The following is a 20,783-nucleotide window of genomic DNA, read 5'->3' on the forward strand; positions in this document are numbered from 1 at the left end:
TTACTTCCTTTCAGGAAGCATGTCTCCTATTTTTTTTTGGCCGAAAATCAACCGAAGGGGTTCACATCTTAAGGCTGGAGGGGTATGTTTGGGGTAGGGCAGTTATACGGTATGAAGGAATAATGCGAGTAAAAAAGGAGGGATCGCAGCGTTGAAGCCAAAGCGGTTGCTGGTGGAATTTATCCGTTCCACCTGGTATATCTACTTGTCTTCGGTGACGCTTCATATGGTCGCCAGCATTGTCTACGTTTTTTTCCCGCACGTGCTAGGGGAATTCACGGATCGCTTACAGGGCGGGCAAATGACCGGATCGGATATCGTTCGGTACAGCTTGCTGCTCCTCATTATCGGAGCTGGGCATGCCGTTATCGGCGGGTTCGGTCAATATTTGGTCATGTATGTGGGGCGACTGTTCGAGGTTATGACCCGGCGCAGGATGTTCGTTCATTTTACCGGACTTAGCGAGCATTTCTATTCCCGCAACGGCGTCGGCAAGCTGCTCAGTTACTTCATGAACGACGTAACGGGCGTGAGGGAATCCATCTCGATGGGCGTTAACCAGACGGCGATGGCCACGATGCTATTCGTGTCCAGCATTGTCGCGATGGTCGTCAGCGGCATTCCAACCTACCTAATCGTCGCTTCCGTCGGTCCGCTTATTCTCATTCCGTGGATCGTAACGAAGTTCGGTCCCGCCATCCGCAAGCGATCGTTACGAGTGCAGGAAGCGCTGGGTACGATGACCGAATCGGCCGAGGAACAGTTCGGAGGTATTCGAGTGACGAAGAAATTCGCCGTCGAACCGATTATGATCGGCCGATTCGGAGAGACGGTAGACCGAATACGCGACAACCAACTGAAGCTTGTCCGGATGTCGTCCCTGTTCCAAGCGCTCGTCCCGTTCCTCGGTTCGCTCTCGCTCATCGTGGCCCTTTCGTTCGGCGGATACCTGACCATCGAGGGAGAGATTACGCTAGGGAACTTCGTGGCTTTGACGCTTTACGTGCGAATGCTCATGAATCCGCTCCAGCAGATCGGTAACGTCATCAACACGATGCAGCGATCGAGGGCATCCCTCGAGAGGTTAAACGAACTGTTAACGAAGACGCCGGACATTCGCGAGATCGAAGGGGCAACCCACGTCGACTTATCGACAGCGGGCATTCGCATTCGCGGACTCACGTTTTCTTATCCGGACGAGAAGAAGGAAGCTCTAAGGAATATTGACCTGGATATTCGTCCGGGAATGACTCTTGGCATCGTGGGACGAACCGGCAGCGGCAAAACCACGCTTGTAAAGCTGTTGCTTCGCGTATACGATCCGCCTGCGGGAACGATTTTCGCGGACGATCGCGACATTCGGGAGCTGACGCTGGAAAGCTTGAGATCGCAAATCGCTTATGTGCCGCAAGACGGATTTCTCTTCAGCACGACGATTCGCGAGAACATCGCGTTCTCCCGAAGAAGCGCCGAGCTCGGCGAAGTCGAAACAGCGGCCAAACAAGCCCAGATTTACGGCAATATCCTCGAGTTTCCGGACCAGTTCGAGACAAAGCTCGGGGAACGCGGCGTGACCTTATCCGGGGGACAGAGACAGCGTACCAGCCTAGCGAGGGGATTGATCAAGGATGCGCCCGTCATGATTCTGGACGACAGCGTCAGCGCCGTCGATGCGGTGACGGAGACCGATATTGTCCGTACGATTCGCGAGGAGCGCGCAGGTAAGACGACGATCCTAATCGCGCACAGGATCAGCGCTCTGAAGCACGCAGACCAAATCATAGTGTTGGACGGGGGAGCCATCGTTCAGAAGGGTACGCACGAGCAGCTATTGTCCCAACCGGGCTTGTATGCGACGATCCATGCCATTCAAGAGGAGGGAAGCCAGCATGCCTCAGGCCATTAACAACTGGCAAATGGACCAGAAGGCGGACCTCGGCAAGGCGCCAAAGCCGCAATATCGTTCTGCTTTTCGAACGCTTGCTTCTTACTCGAAGCCGCACCGGCTTACCTTTTTCCTCGTGTTCATCTGTACTATCATCGCCATTGCGGCGGAATTGTTCCAACCGTACTTGGTCAAAGTAGCGATCGACGACAATCTGATGGTCGGGAAGAACGATTACGGCAGCTTGCTCGTTATTTGCGCGGTTTACTTGGGTCTGTCCCTCTCGGGGCTGTTGTTCACATATCTGCAGAACAACTTGCTGCAGTATGCAGGGCAGAGTATCGTGGCACGCATACGCAAGCAGTTGTTCGAGCATATCACGAAGCAATCGATGGCTTATTTCGACAAGACGCCTGGCGGAAGCCTTATCACGCATGTGTCTAGCGATACCGAAGCGCTTAACCAATTTTTCAGCCAAGTCCTTCTTAGCTTGATGCGCGATGGTCTTACATTGGTGCTAATCTTGGTGATGATGTTCCAGCTCGATGCAACGCTCGCTTCCTATTGCTTGATTTTGTTGCCGGTTATCGCGATCATCGCCATCTCGTTCCGGTCCTTCATGCGCAAGACGTATCAGATGGCGAGAACTCGGCTTTCCCGTCTGGTGGCGTTCGTGGCCGAGAACTTATCGGGCATGAACCTTATCCAAGCGTTTCACCAGGAGAAAGAGCAGGAGAAGCAGTTCAGAAAGAGGAACGAGTCGTATTTTCAAGCAAATCTCCGCGAAATCCGTACGAACGTATTGTTCAACAGATCGTTCGATATTCTGAGCAATCTTTCGATTGCGCTCGTGACGTGGGTTGGGGGGAAGGCCGTTCTCGGCGAATCGATGGAGTTCGGCGTTTTGTATGCATTCATAACGTACATCCGCCAGTTTTTCCAACCGATCAATACGATTACGCAGCAATGGAACACGCTCCAATCCGCTACGGTGGCCGTCAGCCGGATTTGGGGAATTTTCGACGTTCCCCCCGAAGTGGCCGATAAGCAAGAACCGCTGCACCTTCGAAAGGAAGACGTGAAAGGACGGATCGACTTCGACCGGGTTTCATTCGCTTACGCAGCCGGGACTCCCGTCATCCGCGAGCTTGATTTGCATGTGCGTCCGGGCGAAATGCTTGGGATCGTCGGCACGACGGGAGCGGGAAAAAGTTCGCTGATCAGCCTGCTGTGCCGCTTCTATGATGTACAGGAAGGCGACATTCGGATCGATGGCATGGATATCCGGGAGCTTCCGCAGTCGGAACTGCACCGAATCGTCGGGCTCGTTCAACAGGAACCCTATCTATACGCAGGCAGCATAGTGGACAACGTGCGCATGTTCGACGAGACGATCGCGAAGGAAACCGTCGTTCGGGCGTGCGAGTTCGTTGGTGCCGACCCGCTTATCAGGCGGATGAAGGACGGATATGAGACGAAGCTGTCGGAACGCGGAAGCGGGCTTTCGGCTGGAGAACGCCAATTGCTCTCGTTCGCCCGTATCATCGTTTTCCAGCCGAGAATCCTTATTCTGGACGAGGCGACGGCGAATCTCGATTCCCATACGGAACAGTTGATCCAACAGGCGCTCTCTGCCGTCTCCAAAGGCCGAACGACGCTAATCATTGCGCACCGCCTGTCGACGATCATGCAGGCCGATCGCATCATCGTTATGCGACACGGGGTAATCGAGGAACAAGGCACGCATGAAGAGCTGCTTAGCTTGCAAGGGGTATACGAAGAACTCTACCGGCATTCCCAAGGTGAACGGAACGACAATGCGGATAAAAGCAACTCTCGGGCAGGAATGATTGAAGCGGGTTAAAGACGATTAGATTACTTGCCGACGGTGCTTTACCAGGAAGAGCAGCAGCCTTGAGCGATTCGCCCAGGGGTAATGGAGACCGCTAACCGTTTTCAAACGGGGGGCGGTCTTTTCTAATTGCAAAAAATACATCTAGATTCTCAAAAATGGAGGGCTGAATCCATCTAGTTGCAAAACCTGCATCTAGATTCTTTCCATATCGAGTTTTAAGGGATATCTACTTTTTCTTAATGTACATTCTGCAATAAGAATGAATTTGAATCCGTTTTGAGTATATCTAGGTGCAGAAAACGCAACTAGATTGTCTGCCACCTCCGCTACCCCAGCCCCCCGCCAACGAGGGCAATCGTCATAATTCCACTATGAACCGGATAGACTATGAATATCGATAAATTCGGTTCTCATAGAGAGGGAGATCGGGCATGGTCATGAGTTGGGTCATTGGACTGGGCATCCTTGTACTGATTATCGTAGCGAGCAGCGAAAAGGCGGAGTCCATCATGGAGCTTACCGAAGAGTAGAGGATTCCGCTAATGTTCAAATCACTCCCGATTTGGTACTATACCTATAGGAAACAATGCCAATCGGGAGGGGAAGCTAGCTTGGATTTTACCTTTGAAATCTTGGACTCCTCGACGATTAACATCCGCTTCAATTATGGAGGAGAATGGTTCGAATTTAATCTGTTCTTCAAACAAGAGCAATGGATTCTCCACCCGTTCGATGCGAGTTTGCTAGGAAACCCGGAGATGTCGAGGTTCGTCATCGCGGATCTGCTGGCGAATAAGCCGTTTCAGGTCATGCTCGCCAAGCAAAGGATACTGCTATCGAACCTGAGAACATCCGTCGATGTTTCCGGAACCCGAGATCCGGATCGCGTAGCCGGGGGAAGGTTCGACGATTATGAAGACACGGACACAACGGATGAAGTGGACGATTGGATCAGAAGCCACACGTTCCAAGAGATATTGACTCAGGAGCTGCAAGCGGTCGATCGGCGGCTTCAACTTTTTAATTCGCTTTTGCAGAAAATGTTCTATGAAAATTTGGGTCCCGGAAACGAAGAGTTCGATAAAGTGCAAGAGATCGCCCGTATTTACAAGGATGCTTCTAGCAGAATGAGCGGTATGATAGACCCGGACAGCTACTTAAGGGATAGAAACACGGATCGGAAAAGGTTCTAAAGAAGTTAATGGGATAAACGATAAGCGATGCTAATGACTCGGAGGACTAACGATGAAACATGAAGTTCTATATCAAGGGGCTTTTGCCTTACTGAAAATTCAGATGAGCGCGGGCGAGACCGTTAAAGCTGAATCGGGCGCCATGGTTTCCATGTCCCCGAACGTCGATGTCAAAGGCACGATGGATGGCGGGATCATGGCGGGACTCGGGAGAATGTTGAGCGGCGAAACGTTCTTCTTTCAAGAGCTATCCGCTAATCGGGGCGGTGGCGAAGTATTGTTGGCGCCGGCATCTATGGGTGATATCCAATCGGTGGAGCTTGACGGCTCCTACCGCCTATTTGTTCAGAAGGACGGATTCCTGGCGGCGACAAGCGGCATCCAAGTCAACACGAAGATGCAGAATCTGAGCCGCGGACTGCTATCCGGGGAAGGCTTCTTTATCATCGAGATCAGCGGGACGGGAACTGTGTTCCTTTCTTCCTATGGTGCGATTCATGCCATCAACCTCGAGCCCGGAGAAGAGAGAATTATCGATAACGGGCATTTGGTCGCATGGCCGGATTACGTCCACTATTCCATCGAGAAGGCATCCAAGGGATGGTTCTCGAGTATCACGAGCGGCGAAGCGTTGGTATGCAGATTCCGCGGCGAAGGAATCGTTCTAGTGCAGACCCGCAACCCGGCCGGCTTCGGCAGCTGGATCAAGAAATTCATACCCGGCTCCAGGTAAACGTGTATTTTTTGCGAATTTTCTGTAAATTCCGAACGGACGAGCTCTCTTTTGATATAATAGGGGATATTGGTTCACGGAAAAGAGGTGCAAACCTATGGATATGCAGCATACCGTCGGCAGGGGAATCCCTGCGATCTCCTATGAGCAATTATTCGAGCACTACAAAGATAAAATATTCAGCTTCGCATGGAAAATCCTGCGGAGTAAAATGGATAGCGAAGAGGCCGTTCAGGAAACGTTCCTTAAGCTTTACGTTAACTTCGAAAGGCTGGATCCCGCAGGCTCGGTATCCTCGTTGATTTTCACGACGACGAAGAACATCTGCATCGATATCCTGCGCAAAAGGAAAACAAAGCTGACGCTAGCCCACCCGATGATGAAGCACGAGGGCTGGGAAGATCAAGCCGCGGAAGCCCAAAGGCCGGAGGACGTGTTGATCCTGAAGGAAGCCTCCGAAATCCTGCTTTCGGCTATCGAGAAGCTGCCAAAGGCATATCGGCTCATGGTCTATCAACGTTATGTGCTGGATATGTCGATGGAAGAAATCGTGGACATGAATCAAGTCAAGATGAACACGGTGAAGTCTCGGCTTAAGCGGGGCAGGGATTTGTTGAAGAAGCATATGGAAAAAGGATAATCAAAAGCCGAGAAACGACGGGGGATTCCCGGGTTCTCGGCTTTTTTTATACATGAATATAAGGAACGACGAGTCCTCCGTAAATGAACGCGCACAGGATGACGAAGGCGGGATGAATCTTACGCTTTTCCATGGCCCATAGAGCGACTGCCGCGATGATTAACGCTTGCCAAAAGCCTAGAGAATCGACGGAGGTCTTGCCCATTTTCCACGTCAGCAATAACATCAGAATTGCGATAACCGGTTGTACGAGCAGGGTCATACCTTTGACCACGGAGGATTGCCGGTAGCGCTGAATAATCTTAAGCAGCACGATTAGGGCGACGGCCGAAGGAATAACGGTTGCGATCAGGGCGATTAAAGCTCCAGGAATGCCAGCCACATCATAGCCGACGAACGCCGCGATTTTCGTGGCGATCGGTCCAGGCAGCGTATTGCCGAGCGCGAGAATGTTGGAAAATTGGTGGTCCGAGGTCCAATGGTAATGGTTGACGATCTCCTGGTACATGAGCGGAATGGATGCGGGTCCGCCGCCGTACCCGAGCGCGTTCGATAGGAAAAAGCCGATAAATAAATCGATTAAGTCTTTCATGAGGATTCACCTTCGGCTTTCTCCGTCTTCTTGGCTTTCGAATTCAATCGTTCGGCCAAGCGGAAATGAAAGGCTCCATAGGCTAGGAATAGGACGATGACGATCGCCGGATGGATAGAGACGAGCTGGAGAAGAGCGAAGGAGATGGCGCAAAATACGACGACCATTATCCTTCCAAGTCCCTTATAAGCTCTCTTCGCGAATTCGTAGGCCATGACGCCTAGCATCACGGATATGACAGGCATAACGGCTGCGATCATTCCTTGCACGACTTCGGAGTTGCTTAAGTATTCCACGAAGGACAGCAAGCAGACCATCGCGATGACAGACGGGAGGATATGCATTAGAACGGCAACGATGGAACCGAGAATACCTTTCTGACGATAACCCAGATAGGCGGCCATCTTGGTCGCGATCGGTCCTGGCAGGGCGTTGGCTATGGCCAACACTTCTCCGAACTCTTCGTCGTCCATCCAACGGTAATGGGTAACGGCTTCAAACCGGATGAGCGGAATAACGGAAGGACCTCCGCCGTATCCGAGGATACCCGTCTTGCCCATCGCCCAGGCGAGTTGAGAATATCGTCTTTCGTTCGTTTGTTCGGACATATTTTACAACCTCATTCCCATGCGGCTCTTATACCGGGTGTTTCTCTCTCGTTATTGTCCGTAAACAAGCCGTGCATATGCAGGGCCTGTATGTATACTATTAAAAAGGTTTACGCTTCGCAATAAAATAGTTGAAATTTGTTGCTATAAACAAAAAACCTTAGCCTAGTTATCATTCAAGGCTAAGGTTTGAGGGTTGCGTATGTTATCCGAGCATGAGAATCTCCCGGACTTCCTGTTCCGTCAAAGTGGACAAAGCTTCCTGTCCGGGCTGAATGACCTCGTCGATCAGATTCTTTTTCCTCTGCTGGAGCGCGTACATCTTGTCTTCCACCGTGCCTTGGGTGATGAGGCGAAGCACCTGCACGACGTTCTTCTGCCCCATGCGATGGGCGCGGTCGGCCGCTTGCTGCTCGACGGCCGGGTTCCACCAAAGGTCATATAGGATTACCGTGTCCGCTCCGGTGAGATTCAGTCCCGTGCCTCCGGCTTTTAATGAGATCAGGAACAGGTCCCGCTCGCCTTCGTTAAACCTGTCGCACAGCCCCACGCGTTCGGAAGCCGGAGTATTGCCGTCCAAGTAAAAGAAAGGGATTCCTTGGTAGCCTAGCTCGCGACCTATAATGCCAAGCATCTCCGTAAATTGCGAGAAGACGAGCATTCGTTTGCCGGAGCTTCGGCATTCCTCCACGATCTCCATCAGCTGCTCGAATTTGGCCGAGCTGCCGTCATAACCTTCCACGAACAGGGCGGGGTGGCAGCATAGCTGGCGAAGCCTTGTAAGGCCGGCGAGAATTTTAATGCGGTTCTTATTGAATCCTTCTTCGTTCAAGTGCTTTAGCGTTTCCTTCTGAAGCTGAGCAAGATAAGCCATGTATAGCTTCTTCTGCTCCGGCAACAGCTCCGAAGCTTGAAGGGACTCGATCTTCTCGGGCAGCTCCTTCAATACGTCGGTCTTCAGCCTGCGCAACAGGAATGGACGGATACGCTTGGCTACCGTTTCCCTCGTTAATTCGTTAAAGGTCCGTCTGTCCTGGAACAGCTCGGGGAAAACGGCATCGTAGATCGACCATAGCTCCTCGATGGCGTTCTCGATCGGCGTTCCGGTGAGGGCGAACCGGTATCGTGCTTGAAGTCCCTTTACCGCTTGAGCCGTCTGGGTAGCGTGGTTCTTGAAGGCTTGCGCCTCATCCAAGATGAGCGTATGGAACGACGGCTGGGCATACGAGTCGATATCCCTGCGCAGCAACGGGTAGGAGGTGATCAAGACGTCCACCTCCGACAGCTGCATTAAGATGCGATCGCGCTCGGTTTTACTGCCGTCGGCGATGGTCGCCCGGACTTCGGGAGCGAATTTCTTCAGCTCGTTGTGCCAGTTGTACATGAGGGAAGCCGGACAGACGATGATCGCCGGCAGCTGCTGGTCTCTCATTTCCGGCAGCACGGAAACGAGATAAGCGATGCTTTGCAACGTTTTTCCTAATCCCATATCGTCCGCGAGAATGCCGCCGAAACGGTAGTGGGCAAGCGTCTTCAACCATTGATAACCGAATTTCTGGTAATCCCGCAGGACGGTTACGAGACTGTCCGGCACCGAGAATTCCAGGTTATCGGGATTTCGCATATTGTCGAGCAGTTTGCGAAAAGATTTGCCGAACTTGACGGCATTGCCTTGTTTGTCGGCATCCATGAAGTGAAGCCCGCGAACGATGGGAACGCGGAATTCGCTTCCCGTCACCGCGTCTTTAGGAACGCCGATCTCGTTCATAAGCCGATTGATTTCCTCGTAATCGGTGTTTTCCAGCGGCAGCAAGGCTCCGTTAGGCAGCTTGTAATATTTGCGTTTCTCATCAAGCGACTTCAGCACATGCCGTATTTCCGACTCCGGAATGCCATCTAGTTCGAACTTGATTTCCAGCCAATCGGTACGTTCATCTACATCCACCTTTACCCTAGGGGGAGCGTGTCCGACGTATAACCTTGCTTTTACCGCGGTGGTGGCGTAGACCTGAAGAAGCTTCTCAAGATGCGGAATGATGTGATGAAGAAATTCGAATTGTCCATCCTCGTCGTCCATGAAGTACCCGCTCTCGGTCTTCGCGAAGTTGCTTTGCTCCATTAACTCCAATATCCGCGCTTCTTGGTCACCGTCCCGCATGAGAATACGGTCGGAACCTCGCTTCTGTTCGGTCCCTTCCAACGGATTGATGATTATGTCGCCGTACTGGAACTCCAACCCCGCTAGCAAACGGTCCCGCACCCTGTCTAAATACAGCTTGGCCTTGAGAGGGGCGTGAACGATGCGTTCGGAAACGACTTGGGCAATTCGGACGCTGCCCAGCTTCATGAGGCCGGGAATGACTTGCTCCATGAAAGGCTCCATTTGCGCCGGGGAAATTCGGACCTGATTCCTGTGAGAAGCTTCTAGCATTTGCTTGAGCTCCGAAAGTCGTTTGCACTGATCGGCTTGCAGCTTCAGCAGTTTTCCCGCGGAGAGGACGATTCCGTACGGCTCCATGACGGTAATCCGATCCAACCCATGGACATCCAACCGATAGCCGTCATTCTCCGTAGGGCCTCGATCGAACTCGAAGTCAAGCGGGAGCGCTTCGTCGGATACCTGGATCCCGTCGTACGTATGTCCATCATAATCGAGCTTGACGTTCGGAGCCTCGGCAAGCATGGGAAGAATGACGTCCCATGAGGAAGGCGGGATGAGAATCATCCGATCTCCGCTCATATGGCTGGCGTGCGCGGAGTAGATGCTTGAAGTTTCGCGATACAGCTTTTCGTTGCGGTAGATTTCGATTAGCTTCCGGATGAGCGCATCGTTTTCTTTGTTAAAGCTGTGAAGTTGCGGGTCGTAAGTAAAGTGCTTAGAGAAAACGTGGCTTTCCCCGCGGTCTATTCGTTCGAGAAACTCCCTTATTTTCTGCACGATGTACAATCGTTTAGACCCGACCTTGAGCTCGATGCCGAACATATACTTTCGATAGCCGTAAGGGAAAGGGCTGAACGTAAATTCCACGTCAAGAGGCTCCCTATTGTCGAACAGGTACCTTTTTCCGCTGGGACGGGAGGGTTTTCTTGCGAACAATCCAAGCATATCGGTGCTTAGCGCGGCATCGCTCGTTGGTGGAATGCCCGAAGAAGCCCTGGTCGAGGAAAAGCGAGGAGTCAACTGACCGGCCGTACCGTCTTCCTGCAGCAGGGAGGGATAAGCGCGGACCGGCGATTTACCCGTATTCTGGACATCATGAATACTCAGCAGAGCCGCCGCGATGTGCTTGCAGTATTTAGGCGACGAATCGAACGCGGGGCAAACGCATCGGGCATCGACGTTACCGTTGCTATCGATATCGGCCTTGATGTGATAGCTTACGGTTCCCTTTACCGTGGCGCGGTAACTGGAGGACTCGTGATCGAAATCCGTAATCGTCACTTTGCCTGCTCGGTAGTAAGTTTCTCCTCTTTCATACGCAAATGGGCCGCATAACAGCTTGATAACCCGTTTAGTCAGTTGAAAGCTCATTGCCTTGATCCTGCCTTTGGATAGATGAATTTATGAACCGAAGTAAACCGATTCTCTTATGATAACAGAAATAGAGCGCTGGTGACGTTATCATCATCGGCGCTCATGCTTAGTATAGAGATTAGGTAATCTAGCTCGTTCTCCCCGGCAATCCGGACAGCGAGCGAAGGCGTTCCTTTCGGCCCGGCAGTTGGGACAAAAAGACGCGCAAGTCCGGAAAGTCGTCCAAATTCAAAGAATAGAATACCCATTGTCCGCGTTTGTTTTCCCTTACCAAACCGGCGCTCTTCAGCCTTCGCAGATGTTGGCTGGCATTCGGCTGGCTCGTGCCGAGAAGCTCGACGATATCTCCTACGCATAAGTCCCTTTCCTGCAGCAAACCAAGTATCGCCAACCGAGTTTTATCCCCCAACAATTTCAGTAATTCCGCCATTTCCGCCAACTTGTCGCTCATCTTCTTACCTCGCTTCCGGATTGCGATTGTTTACATAGCATCAATGAATTCGTATATAACGATATATGAATTTATACCATAAAATAATAACGAGATAAAGAGATTTGGAGGGTATCGACGATTTGAGTCTTTCGCGGCGGACATACGATACGCTATTTTCTATAAATCACTCGATTCTAGCAAACTTGCGGACACACGATTCGCTATTTAAGGGTTAGTCGGGTGGAATCGCAGGTTTTGGGTGCAATAGCGGATCGTGTGTCCGAGGAGTGACCGAAAACCGAGGTTTGCTAACACATAACGGATTTGGTGTCCACTCAACACAAACCCAGCAACCTCAGCAAACGAGATAATCCCGGGAGTTGCGACTCGTGGGATTTTTTTATGTTGTTCGCGGACATACTATACGCTATTTTCTTTAAATCACTCGATTCTAGCGAACTTACGGACACACGATTCGCTATTTAAGGGTTAGTCGGGTGGAATCGCAGGTTTTGGGCGCAATAGCGGATCGTGTGTCCGAGGAGTGACCGAAAACCGAGGTTTGCTAACACATAACGGATTTGGTGTCCGCTCAACGCAAACGCAGCAACCTCAGCAACCTCAGCAACCTCAGCAACTAGATAAACCCAGCAAACCCAGCAAACCCAGCAAACCCAGCAAACCCAGCAAATCCAGCAAATCCAGCAAACGAGATAATCCCGGGAGTTGCGACTCGTGGGATTTTTTTTATGTTGTTCGCGGACATACGATACGCTATTTTCTTTAAATCACTCGATTCTAGCGAACTTGCGGACACACGATTCGCTATTTAAGGGCTAGTCGGGTGGAATCGCAGGTTTTGGGCGCAATAGCGGATCGTGTGTCCGAGGAGTGACCGAAAACCGAGGTTTGCTAACACATAACGGATTTGGTGTCCGCTCAACGCAACCTCAGCAACCTCAGCAACCCCAGCAACCTCAGCAACCTCAGCAACCCCAGCAACCTCAGCAACCCCAGCAACCCCAGCAACCTCAGCAACTCTGCAACTCAGCACCTCAGCACCTCAGCACCTCAGCACCTCAGCAACCTCAGCAACTCAGCAACCTCAGCAACCTCAGCAACCTCAGCAACTGGACAAACCCAGTGGGCCATTTCGAAGTTGGTCCTTGGAACCGCGCTTCCAACGCCCAATCTTGCTAAGTAGCCTTTACCCGGGAGAAGAAACCAGCTATCGCCATCTCGGCTGCACCCATCATGGAGGAACGTTCACCGAGCTCGGCGAATAAGATCTGCACCTTGCGGAGGTGAAATCCGAGCGCGCGCTGGGTTACGGTTTGGCGAACAATCCCTTCAATCCATGGGCGAGCCTGGCTCATTCTGTTGCCGATGATGACGGCATCCGGGTTAAATACGTTAACGATGTTGGCGATTCCGACGCCTAAATATTCGCCGATACCGGAGAATAGCGCCAGCACGTCCTGACGTCCTTCGGCCGCGGCTGCAAGAAGACTCTCCAAGTCTTCGAATCCAAGAGACGAAGCTTGTTCCAGTAACGCCTGCTCGGAGGCGTACATCTCCCAACAGCCGCGATTGCCGCACGTGCAGCTCTTTCCATGAGCTTCGATGGAGAGATGGCCCATCTCGCCGGAATAGCCGGAAGTGCCCTTATACAAGGTTTTATTTAGAATAAGCCCTGTTCCGATCCCGATGCCCACGCTGGCATAGACGAGGTTGCTGATACTGCGGCCTGCCCCGTACTTTTGCTCCCCGAGAGCTCCCATGTTCGCTTCATTGTCGATGGTGACGGGCAAAGCGAACCGCTCCGTCAAAAGGCGCAGGAGAGGGACGTCCCGCCATTTCAAATTGGGGGCGAACAAAATGGTTCCGTTATCGTCTACAAGGCCAGGAACTCCGACGCCTATCCCGACAATGCCATAAGAGCTTGCCGGTGCTTCAGCCATAAGCGCTTCGATGCAATTGCACAGTTGTTCAACGGCAGCTTCCGGCTCCGGATGGCGAAGGGAGGAGGTTCGTTCCGCAACGATACCTCCCCGCAAATCCGTTAAAGCTCCGCGAATGTAATTTACGCCAAGATCGATGCCTATGGCATAGCCGGACGTTGCGATAAACTCAAGCATGACAGGCTTGCGGCCGCCGCTGGATTGTCCGGTGCCGGTTTCTTTGACAAGAGATCCGTCAATCAAGTCCTGGACAAGACTAGATACGGTTGCTTTGTTTAGCCCGGATTGCTCGGAGATTTGCGCCCGGGAGAGCGGCGCTCCCCGCAATATAAATTCAAGCACTATAGCGGTATTGATTCTTTTTATTAATGCCTGATCGCCCGTGGGTGTCGTCATATCGGTAAAGCGACTCCTTATTGTAAAGTTAATCTTATCATACCACATTAAGGATTTTTAAACTTAGTTTATTGGATAGACAAACTAAGTCATTGCATGATATGCTGATCTCAGTTAAAAATATTGATATCGCTTACAAGGAGGCAACATTTTAATGAGCAAATTTACAAATGTTCCTAAGATTCAGTACGAAGGACGCGCTTCGAAAAATCCATTCGCATTCAAACATTACAATCCGCAGGAAATCGTATTCGGCAAGACGATGGAGGAGCACCTCCGTTTCGCGGTAGCTTATTGGCATACATTCAACGCAAGCGGCGCTGATCCATTTGGTGCCGGCACGGCAGTCCGCAGCTGGGATTCTTTATCCCCGCTCGATAAAGCGAAAGCTCGCGTAGAGGCTAACTTCGAATTGCTCGAGAAATTAAACGTACCTTTCTATGCGTTCCATGATGCGGACATCGCGCCGGAAGGCGCAACGCTTGCGGAGACGAACAAGAATCTCGATGTCATCGTTGCCATGCTTAAGGATTACCAGAAGTCCACGGGCAAGAAGCTGCTCTGGAACACGGTCAATTTGTTCACCAACCCGCGTTACGTTCATGGCGCAAGCACGACGAGCAACGCGGAAGTGTTCGCTTATGCTGCGGCAACATTGAAGAAAGGCCTGGAAGTCGGCAAAGAGCTAGGCGCCGAGAACTATGTATTCTGGGGCGGCCGCGAAGGTTACGAGTCGCTGTTGAACACGGATTTGAAGCTGGAGCTGGACAACCTGGGACGTTTCCTTCACATGGCCGTAGATTACGCCAAGGAAATCGGCTTCGACGCTCAATTCCTGATCGAGCCGAAACCGAAAGAGCCTTCCAAGCATCAATACGACTTCGACGTCGCGACCGCCACTGCGTTCTTGCAGAATTACGGCTTGAAGGATCACTTTAAGTTTAATATCGAAGCTAACCACGCAACGCTGGCTGGCCACACGTTCGAACATGAGCTTCGTACCGCGCGCATTAACGGCATGTTGGGCTCCATCGACGCGAACCAAGGCGATTTGCTGCTCGGTTGGGATACCGACGAATTCCCTACGGATCTCGTGTCGACGACGCTCGCCATGTTCGAGATCCTCAAGAACGAAGGCGGAATCGGCCGCGGCGGCGTTAACTTCGATGCCAAAGTACGCCGTTCGTCGTTCGAGGATGAGGATTTGTTCTTCGCCCACATCGCGGGTATGGACACTTACGCTCGTGGACTGAAAGCGGCGGCCAAGCTAATCGAAGGGCGCGTACTTGACGATATCGTCGACAACCGCTACCGCAGCTTCAGCGAAGGAATCGGCGCGGAGATCGTGTCCGGCAAGGCGACATTGAAATCGCTGGAGGCTTATGTTCTTCAAGCTAAGCCGATCCGTAACGAATCCGCTCGCCTAGAGCAAATCAAAGCCACGTTGAACGATGTGATCTTCGGCGTATGAAATACGTAATCGGAGTCGATTTAGGCACGAGCGCAGTTAAGACGCTGCTGATCGGACAGGATGGCAACCTGAAGGGGGAAGCCACCCGCGAATATCCTCTGTACCATGAGAAAGCCGGTTGGAGCGAGCAGGATCCCGAGGATTGGGTAACGGGGACGACGGAGGCCCTTAAGGAGCTCATCGTTAATTCCGGCATTCCTTCCGCGGATATCGAAGGCATCAGCTTCTCGGGACAAATGCATGGGTTAGTCCTTCTCGACGAGAACGATAAACCCGTCCGAAGAGCCATTCTTTGGAACGACACAAGAACGACCAAACAGTGCAGGGAGATCGAGCGGACGCTTGGCGACAAGCTTTTGACCGTAACCCGCAATCCAGCTCTTGAAGGCTTCACTTTGCCTAAGATCCTATGGGTTAAGCAAAATGAACCGGAGACTTTCGCCAAAGCTAGCCACTTCTTGTTACCCAAAGACTACTTGCGTTTGCGTTTGACGGGAGCAAAGCATATGGACCTCTCCGACGCGGCGGGAACGTTGATGCTGGATGTAGCCGCGGCAAGCTGGAGTTCCGAAGTGTTATCCGCCTTCGAAATTCCCGCATCGTTCTGTCCTCCGCTAGTGGAGGCTGGCGCTTATGCAGGAAACGTAACGCCCGATGTTTCGGAATCGACGGGCATATCGTTATCTGCTAAGGTTTTCGCCGGTGGCGCGGACAATGCTTGCGGCGCGATCGGCGCAGGTATTCTATCTCCGGGTCTCACCTTATGCAGCATCGGGACGTCTGGCGTCGTACTAACCTACGAGGCCGATGCGTCCGCGGATTACGAAGGCAAAGTGCATTTTTTCAATCACGGCAAAACAAACTCCTTCTACGCGATGGGAGTCACGTTAGCTGCGGGTTATTCCTTGAGCTGGTTCCGTAATACGTTCGCAAAGGGCGAGTCCTTCGATGCCATGCTTGAGGGGGTCGGCGACATCCCCGCAGGCTCCAACGGACTGCTCTTCACCCCGTATATCGTCGGTGAGCGGACTCCTCACCCAGACTCGAAAATCCGCGGCAGCTTTATCGGAATTGACGGCAGCCATACCCGCGCTCACTTTGCGCGCGCGGTCATGGAAGGGATCACGTTCTCCTTGAACGAGTCCATCGCTATTTTCCGCGCCGCGGGCAAGACGATCAACACGATCGTATCGATCGGAGGCGGGGCGAAAAATCCGTTATGGCTGCAAATGCAGGCGGACATTTTCCGTGCCGACGTCGTAGCCTTGGAGAACGAGCAGGGACCGGGTCTTGGAGCGGCCATGTTAGCTGCGGTCGGCAGCGGTTGGTTTCCCAGCTTGGATGCTTGCGGGGAAATTTTCGTGAAGCATGCGAGGATTTATCGCCCGAATGAAGCGGTTAGCGTGCAATACGAGCAACTATTCCGCATCTATCAGCAAACCTATAACCAAACCGCGGGAATTAACCACTCCCTGTATGCTATCCGAAACTAGTTTTATGGAATAAAATAAACATAGGTTAAGGGTGCCTCCCTTTTCCCCAAGAGCCTCCTCCCGGCCGGTAACCGGAGGAGGCTTTTTTGCTTGCGCGAATTCCATATGCGGATGTATCGGAACACGGAAGCTGGGAATCCTATGCAGAACCTATAAATCACCTAGCGATTGGAGAGGACGAAAATCTATGAATCATGCCGCTCTAATGTTTCAATTCCCGGATGAGTCTCAGGCCAGATTAGCCGGAGAGACGCTTAATGATTTGGGGTATGAGCCGCAGCTGCATGAAGGAGGGCGTATGCACATTCACGTGCAAGATGAGGATTTGACCTCGGCGCTGGAGATCGTGCAATGTTATGCGGGGCAATTACTGGAGCATGCGCCTGCGGAGGTCGTTGACGTAACTTCGTTCGCCTATGGAATGGGGGACATCCCCATCCCCGCGCATACCGTGAATGAGGACTGGGAGGATTCTTACCAGTTATCGGAATCCGAACCCGGTAAGAATCATAACTCCGATCGAGGCATGTCCGCCGCCGATGACGGCTCTTACGATCACTTCGACGCGACCTGATCATCCATGGGGGAGGAGTCACGATAAAATACGCACGGATTGTCGTTCCACCAACTCCGCCGGCAGCGTGAGATGGGGATGTACTTGACGGCCTTCTAACATATCGACAAGCATTTGCGCCGCGCGATACCCCATATCGTATTTATTCTGATGTATGGTGGTAAGCGTTGGCGAACAGTAGCCAGAAATCGCGATGTTATCAAAGCCGACGATTGAAACGTTTTCGGGAACGGTTTTACCTATATTTTTGAGACCTTGAATGGCTCCGATCGCCATGAGATCGCTAGCGCAGAATAGTGCCGTAATCTCAGGGTGTTTCGTTGCCAGCATGATGGCCGATTCATAACCGCCATTCTCGGAAAAAGAGCCGTCGGCAATAAATTCTTCACGGTATTCGATGTCATGATCAAGCAATGCTAAGCGATAGCCCTCTAATCTCTTGATGCTGACATAAGCCTGGGCATGTCCGTTGATAAACCCTATATGTTTGTGTCCACCGCGGATAAGATGCTCCGTAGCCTGATAAGCGCCGCTCACGTTATCGGTGCTAACGGACCCGACGTTTTTCTCGGCCAATGGAATATCGATTAACACGCATGGGATGGAAGATTGAACGATTTCCTGAAGGTAAGGATCATCCAGACGTATCCCCATGATGATGACGCCGTCAACGCCTCGCTCCAAACAGAGGGATTTATAGGATTTCATCCTCTGTTTCTGGCTAGTCGTGTTAAATAAGACAAGGTCATAATCCAACTCGCCGGAGCGGTCGTTCATTCCGCATAATATTTCGAATGCGATATTGTCTTTAATGCTTGAACGGGTAATCCCGGACAACAAAAGCCCAAGCGTCTTCGTTTTTTTAACGATTAGACTTCGGGCGGCAATGTTGGGACTGTATTTAAGCTCGTCTGCGATTCGAAGTATTTTCTTCTTTGTTTCTTCATTGACATCGGTATAGCCATTTAAGGCTCTTGAAACGGTCGTGACCGATACTTCGGCAGCCTTGGCGATATCTTTGATAGTCGGCGTCATTGTGACCCTCCCCGAAACGTTACGGAAGCATAATGGTAGATTATACAGCAAATATTGTTGTTATGAAAGCGTTGACTTTATAAATAACAGATCCTATAATCGAATTAAAGCGCTTACGGAAACGTTTCGGATCGCACTTATGCAGAAAAATGATGAGGATAACATCCAATTCAATTCTGCATTTCTTTTTTTGAAGTATCCGAAACGTTTCCGGTAACGGCTCAACAAGGTATTAGCGACAAGGTATGAGGTGAGAAAAATAGATTATCGAGTCATTAAGGAGAACGATATTTTTCTGACAACGGACAAAAGCGGGGACATCCCGGCTGAAAACTCCGCAGGGTTAGGTTTGTACATGAAGGATACGCGATTTCTCAACCGCATGGAGCTGTTCATCAATGGAGAGAAGCCGCTCTTATTGACTTCTTCCGCAGAGGAAAACTATGTGGCCAACATTCTTTTGACGAACAAACACATGGAGCGAGACGGGGAATTGCTGCTTTGGAGAGAATCGGTAGAGATTCAAAGAGTGCGCTTCATATTCGGCGATATCGTTTACGAGACCGTTAAGCTCTCCAACTTTTCGCCAAAGCCGCTGAATTTCGAGTTTTCAGCCGCTTTTGCCGCCGACTTTAAGGATATGTTTATCGTCAGAGGTTATAACGATGCGACGAACGGGATTATTCTTCCGGTGGAAATACGCGATAATCTAATGATTTTCCGGTATGGAGGAACGGACGGAATCCAGCGCGAAACCCGAATCGATTGGGACTTGGAGCATGAGCTAGTCGACGAGAGCGGCGAAGTTTTTTTCCGACTAAGCTTGCTTCCGGCCGAAAACCGGGAAATAACGTTTACGATTACTCCTTCCCTGAACGGAGCGTTGCCGTTAAAGCACCAGAAAGAGCAGGCCGTTAAGCTATTAACCGACTCCTATCGCACCTGGTTTCGGAAGTCTACTTGGATAAGGACGGATTTGGTTTTGTACGACGAACTATATGATCGCGGGCTGCAGGATTTAAGGGTATTGCTGACCGATATCGGTTATGGTTCGTTTCCCGTTGCCGGACTTCCGCTGTTCGCCGTTCCCTTCGGCAGAGACAGCCTGATCGCCGCGCTTCAGATGCTCCCTTCCAATCCTCAAATCGCAAAAGGGACTCTGAAGACAATGGCGGCCTTTCAAGGGACGAAAGTAGATTTGTGGAGAGACGAACAGCCGGGGAAAATCATGCACGAGCTGCGTTCCGGGGAGTTGGCCAACACCAATCAAATTCCGTTTAATCCATACTACGGAACGATCGACTCCACGCCTTTATTCTTGGTTCTATTGGCCGAGTACTACCACTGGACGGAAGATCTGGAACTCGTGAAAGAACTGTTCCCTCAAGCCGAGAAGGCGTTAATGTGGATTAACGAGTATGGCGACCGCGATAAAGACGGTTTCGTGGAGTATCACCAGGAATCTTCCAAAGGAATCGCCAACCAAGGCTGGAAGGATTCGGGGGACTCCATTATCCATGAGAACGGCGACTATGGGCACGCTCCGATCGCGCTTGTCGAAGTGCAGGGGTACGTTTATCAGGCGAAAACAAAACTGGCACCGATTCTTCGCCTGCTTGGCAAGGATGAGCTTGCCGATCGGATCCATCAGGATGCGCAAGAGTTAAAGAAGAAGTTCAACCAGTCCTTTTGGATGGATGATCATAAATATTTCGCAATAGCCTTGGACAGCCGAAAAAATCAGGTTCGTTCGGTTACCTCCAATCCCGGCCATGCGCTCATGTCCGGAATCGTCGAGGAAGCGAAAGCAGCGGAAGTCGCCAAGAGATTGGTTAGCTCGGATATGTTCAGCGGATACGGCATTCGCACGATGAGCAGCGAATCCGCAGGATTCAACCCGATGAGCTACCATGATGGAAGCGTATGGCCGCATGATAATTCAATTTGCCTCATGGGCTTAGGCGCGCTCGGCTTTAAAGAAGAAGCTAGCATCATCATGTCCGGAATGCTGAAGGCGGCCAAGGGCTTCGAATACTCCCGATTGCCGGAGTTGTTCTGCGGCTATGACATCTCTAGAGGTTCGCCCGTACCGTATCCCGTCGCATGTTCTCCTCAAGCTTGGGCCGCAGGAACGCCTATCGTGTTTCTCCAAGTCATGTTAGGAATCGTTCCCGACGCGATCGCTAAGACAATTACGCTCGACCCGGTTTTACCGCAAGGAATGGACAGCATCCAAGTCGAACGGCTTGCGATAGGCCAAGGTCATTTAGACTTACATGTCTTGCGCGTAAGCGAAAAGGCCTATCGGGTAAATTTATCGCGCAATACGACCGGTTACCGCGTCGTCGTGAAAGAATCGGTTCTGCTACAGCGTTAATA

15 protein-coding genes are annotated in these 20,783 nt (G+C 51.5%); 9 read left to right on the top strand and 6 right to left on the bottom strand.

Annotated elements, in window-relative coordinates:
* Window positions 1-151 precede the first annotated feature (151 nt).
* From E2980_RS20435 to E2980_RS20455, 5 genes are all read left to right on the top strand, one after another.
* Window positions 152-1,906, top strand: a complete 1,755-nt coding sequence (locus E2980_RS20435) for an ABC transporter ATP-binding protein (protein WP_135154079.1) — start codon at window positions 152-154, stop codon at window positions 1,904-1,906.
* Window positions 1,890-3,749: an ABC transporter ATP-binding protein gene (locus E2980_RS20440; protein ID WP_135154080.1), complete on the top strand. Its 1,860-nt coding sequence runs from the start codon at window positions 1,890-1,892 to the stop codon at window positions 3,747-3,749. The genes E2980_RS20435 and E2980_RS20440 overlap by 17 nt, the downstream gene beginning before the upstream one ends.
* 602 nt (window positions 3,750-4,351) lie before the next feature.
* On the top strand, window positions 4,352-4,933 hold the full coding sequence (locus E2980_RS20445) for a hypothetical protein (protein WP_135154081.1): 582 nt from the start codon (window positions 4,352-4,354) through the stop codon (window positions 4,931-4,933).
* Between the two features lie 52 nt (window positions 4,934-4,985).
* Window positions 4,986-5,666 carry a TIGR00266 family protein gene (locus E2980_RS20450; RefSeq protein WP_135154082.1) on the top strand — a complete coding sequence of 227 codons (681 nt, stop codon included), beginning with the start codon at window positions 4,986-4,988 and terminating at the stop codon, window positions 5,664-5,666.
* Between the two features lie 97 nt (window positions 5,667-5,763).
* Window positions 5,764-6,306: an RNA polymerase sigma factor gene (locus E2980_RS20455; protein WP_135154083.1), complete on the top strand. Its 543-nt coding sequence runs from the start codon at window positions 5,764-5,766 to the stop codon at window positions 6,304-6,306.
* Between the two features lie 46 nt (window positions 6,307-6,352).
* Here the strand turns inward: E2980_RS20455 and E2980_RS20460 are convergent, their stop codons facing one another.
* The 5 genes from E2980_RS20460 to E2980_RS20485 all read right to left on the bottom strand — a co-directional run bounded on the left by E2980_RS20460 (window position 6,353) and on the right by E2980_RS20485 (window position 13,831).
* A complete protein-coding gene (locus tag E2980_RS20460) occupies window positions 6,353-6,898 on the bottom strand; it encodes a chromate efflux transporter ChrA (RefSeq protein WP_135154084.1) in 546 nt (181 codons plus the stop codon).
* Entirely contained in the window at window positions 6,895-7,506 is a 612-nt protein-coding gene (locus E2980_RS20465; RefSeq protein ID WP_135154085.1) for a chromate efflux transporter ChrB, read from the bottom strand. The genes E2980_RS20460 and E2980_RS20465 overlap by 4 nt, the downstream gene beginning before the upstream one ends.
* 205 nt (window positions 7,507-7,711) lie before the next feature.
* Window positions 7,712-11,038, bottom strand: coding sequence for a DEAD/DEAH box helicase (locus E2980_RS20470; protein WP_135154086.1), 3,327 nt, complete (start codon window positions 11,036-11,038; stop codon window positions 7,712-7,714).
* 130 nt (window positions 11,039-11,168) lie between these two features.
* Window positions 11,169-11,492 (bottom strand): ArsR/SmtB family transcription factor, encoded by a 324-nt coding sequence (locus E2980_RS20475; RefSeq protein ID WP_135154087.1) that lies wholly within the window; start codon window positions 11,490-11,492, stop codon window positions 11,169-11,171.
* 1,178 nt (window positions 11,493-12,670) lie between these two features.
* The gene (locus E2980_RS20485) at window positions 12,671-13,831 is read right to left on the bottom strand and encodes an ROK family transcriptional regulator (RefSeq protein WP_135154088.1); all 1,161 of its coding nucleotides are present in this window, start codon (window positions 13,829-13,831) and stop codon (window positions 12,671-12,673) included.
* A 154-nt stretch (window positions 13,832-13,985) separates the two neighbouring features.
* Here E2980_RS20485 and xylA point away from each other — a divergent pair, with 154 nt between their 5' ends.
* The 3 genes from xylA (at window position 13,986) to E2980_RS20500 (ending at window position 17,369) form a co-directional block, all read left to right on the top strand.
* The gene (xylA, locus tag E2980_RS20490; protein WP_135154089.1) at window positions 13,986-15,302 is read left to right on the top strand and encodes a xylose isomerase; all 1,317 of its coding nucleotides are present in this window, start codon (window positions 13,986-13,988) and stop codon (window positions 15,300-15,302) included.
* Entirely contained in the window at window positions 15,299-16,795 is a 1,497-nt protein-coding gene (gene xylB, locus E2980_RS20495) for a xylulokinase (protein WP_135154090.1), read from the top strand. Before xylA ends, xylB begins: the two co-directional genes overlap by 4 nt.
* A 187-nt stretch (window positions 16,796-16,982) precedes the next feature.
* Window positions 16,983-17,369, top strand: a complete 387-nt coding sequence (locus E2980_RS20500) for a hypothetical protein (protein ID WP_135154091.1) — start codon at window positions 16,983-16,985, stop codon at window positions 17,367-17,369.
* An 18-nt stretch (window positions 17,370-17,387) separates the two neighbouring features.
* On the opposite strand, the gene E2980_RS20505 is transcribed toward E2980_RS20500, so the two are convergent.
* A complete protein-coding gene (locus E2980_RS20505) occupies window positions 17,388-18,404 on the bottom strand; it encodes a LacI family DNA-binding transcriptional regulator (protein ID WP_135154092.1) in 1,017 nt (338 codons plus the stop codon).
* Window positions 18,405-18,663: 259 nt separating this feature from the next.
* On the opposite strand from E2980_RS20505, the gene E2980_RS20510 reads away from it, so the two are divergent.
* Window positions 18,664-20,781 (top strand): amylo-alpha-1,6-glucosidase, encoded by a 2,118-nt coding sequence (locus E2980_RS20510; RefSeq protein WP_135154111.1) that lies wholly within the window; start codon window positions 18,664-18,666, stop codon window positions 20,779-20,781.
* The last annotated feature ends 2 nt before the right edge of the window (window positions 20,782-20,783 follow it).

Origin of the sequence: Cohnella luojiensis, assembly GCF_004564235.1 — a bacterium.
GTDB lineage: Bacteria > Bacillota > Bacilli > Paenibacillales > Paenibacillaceae > Cohnella > Cohnella luojiensis.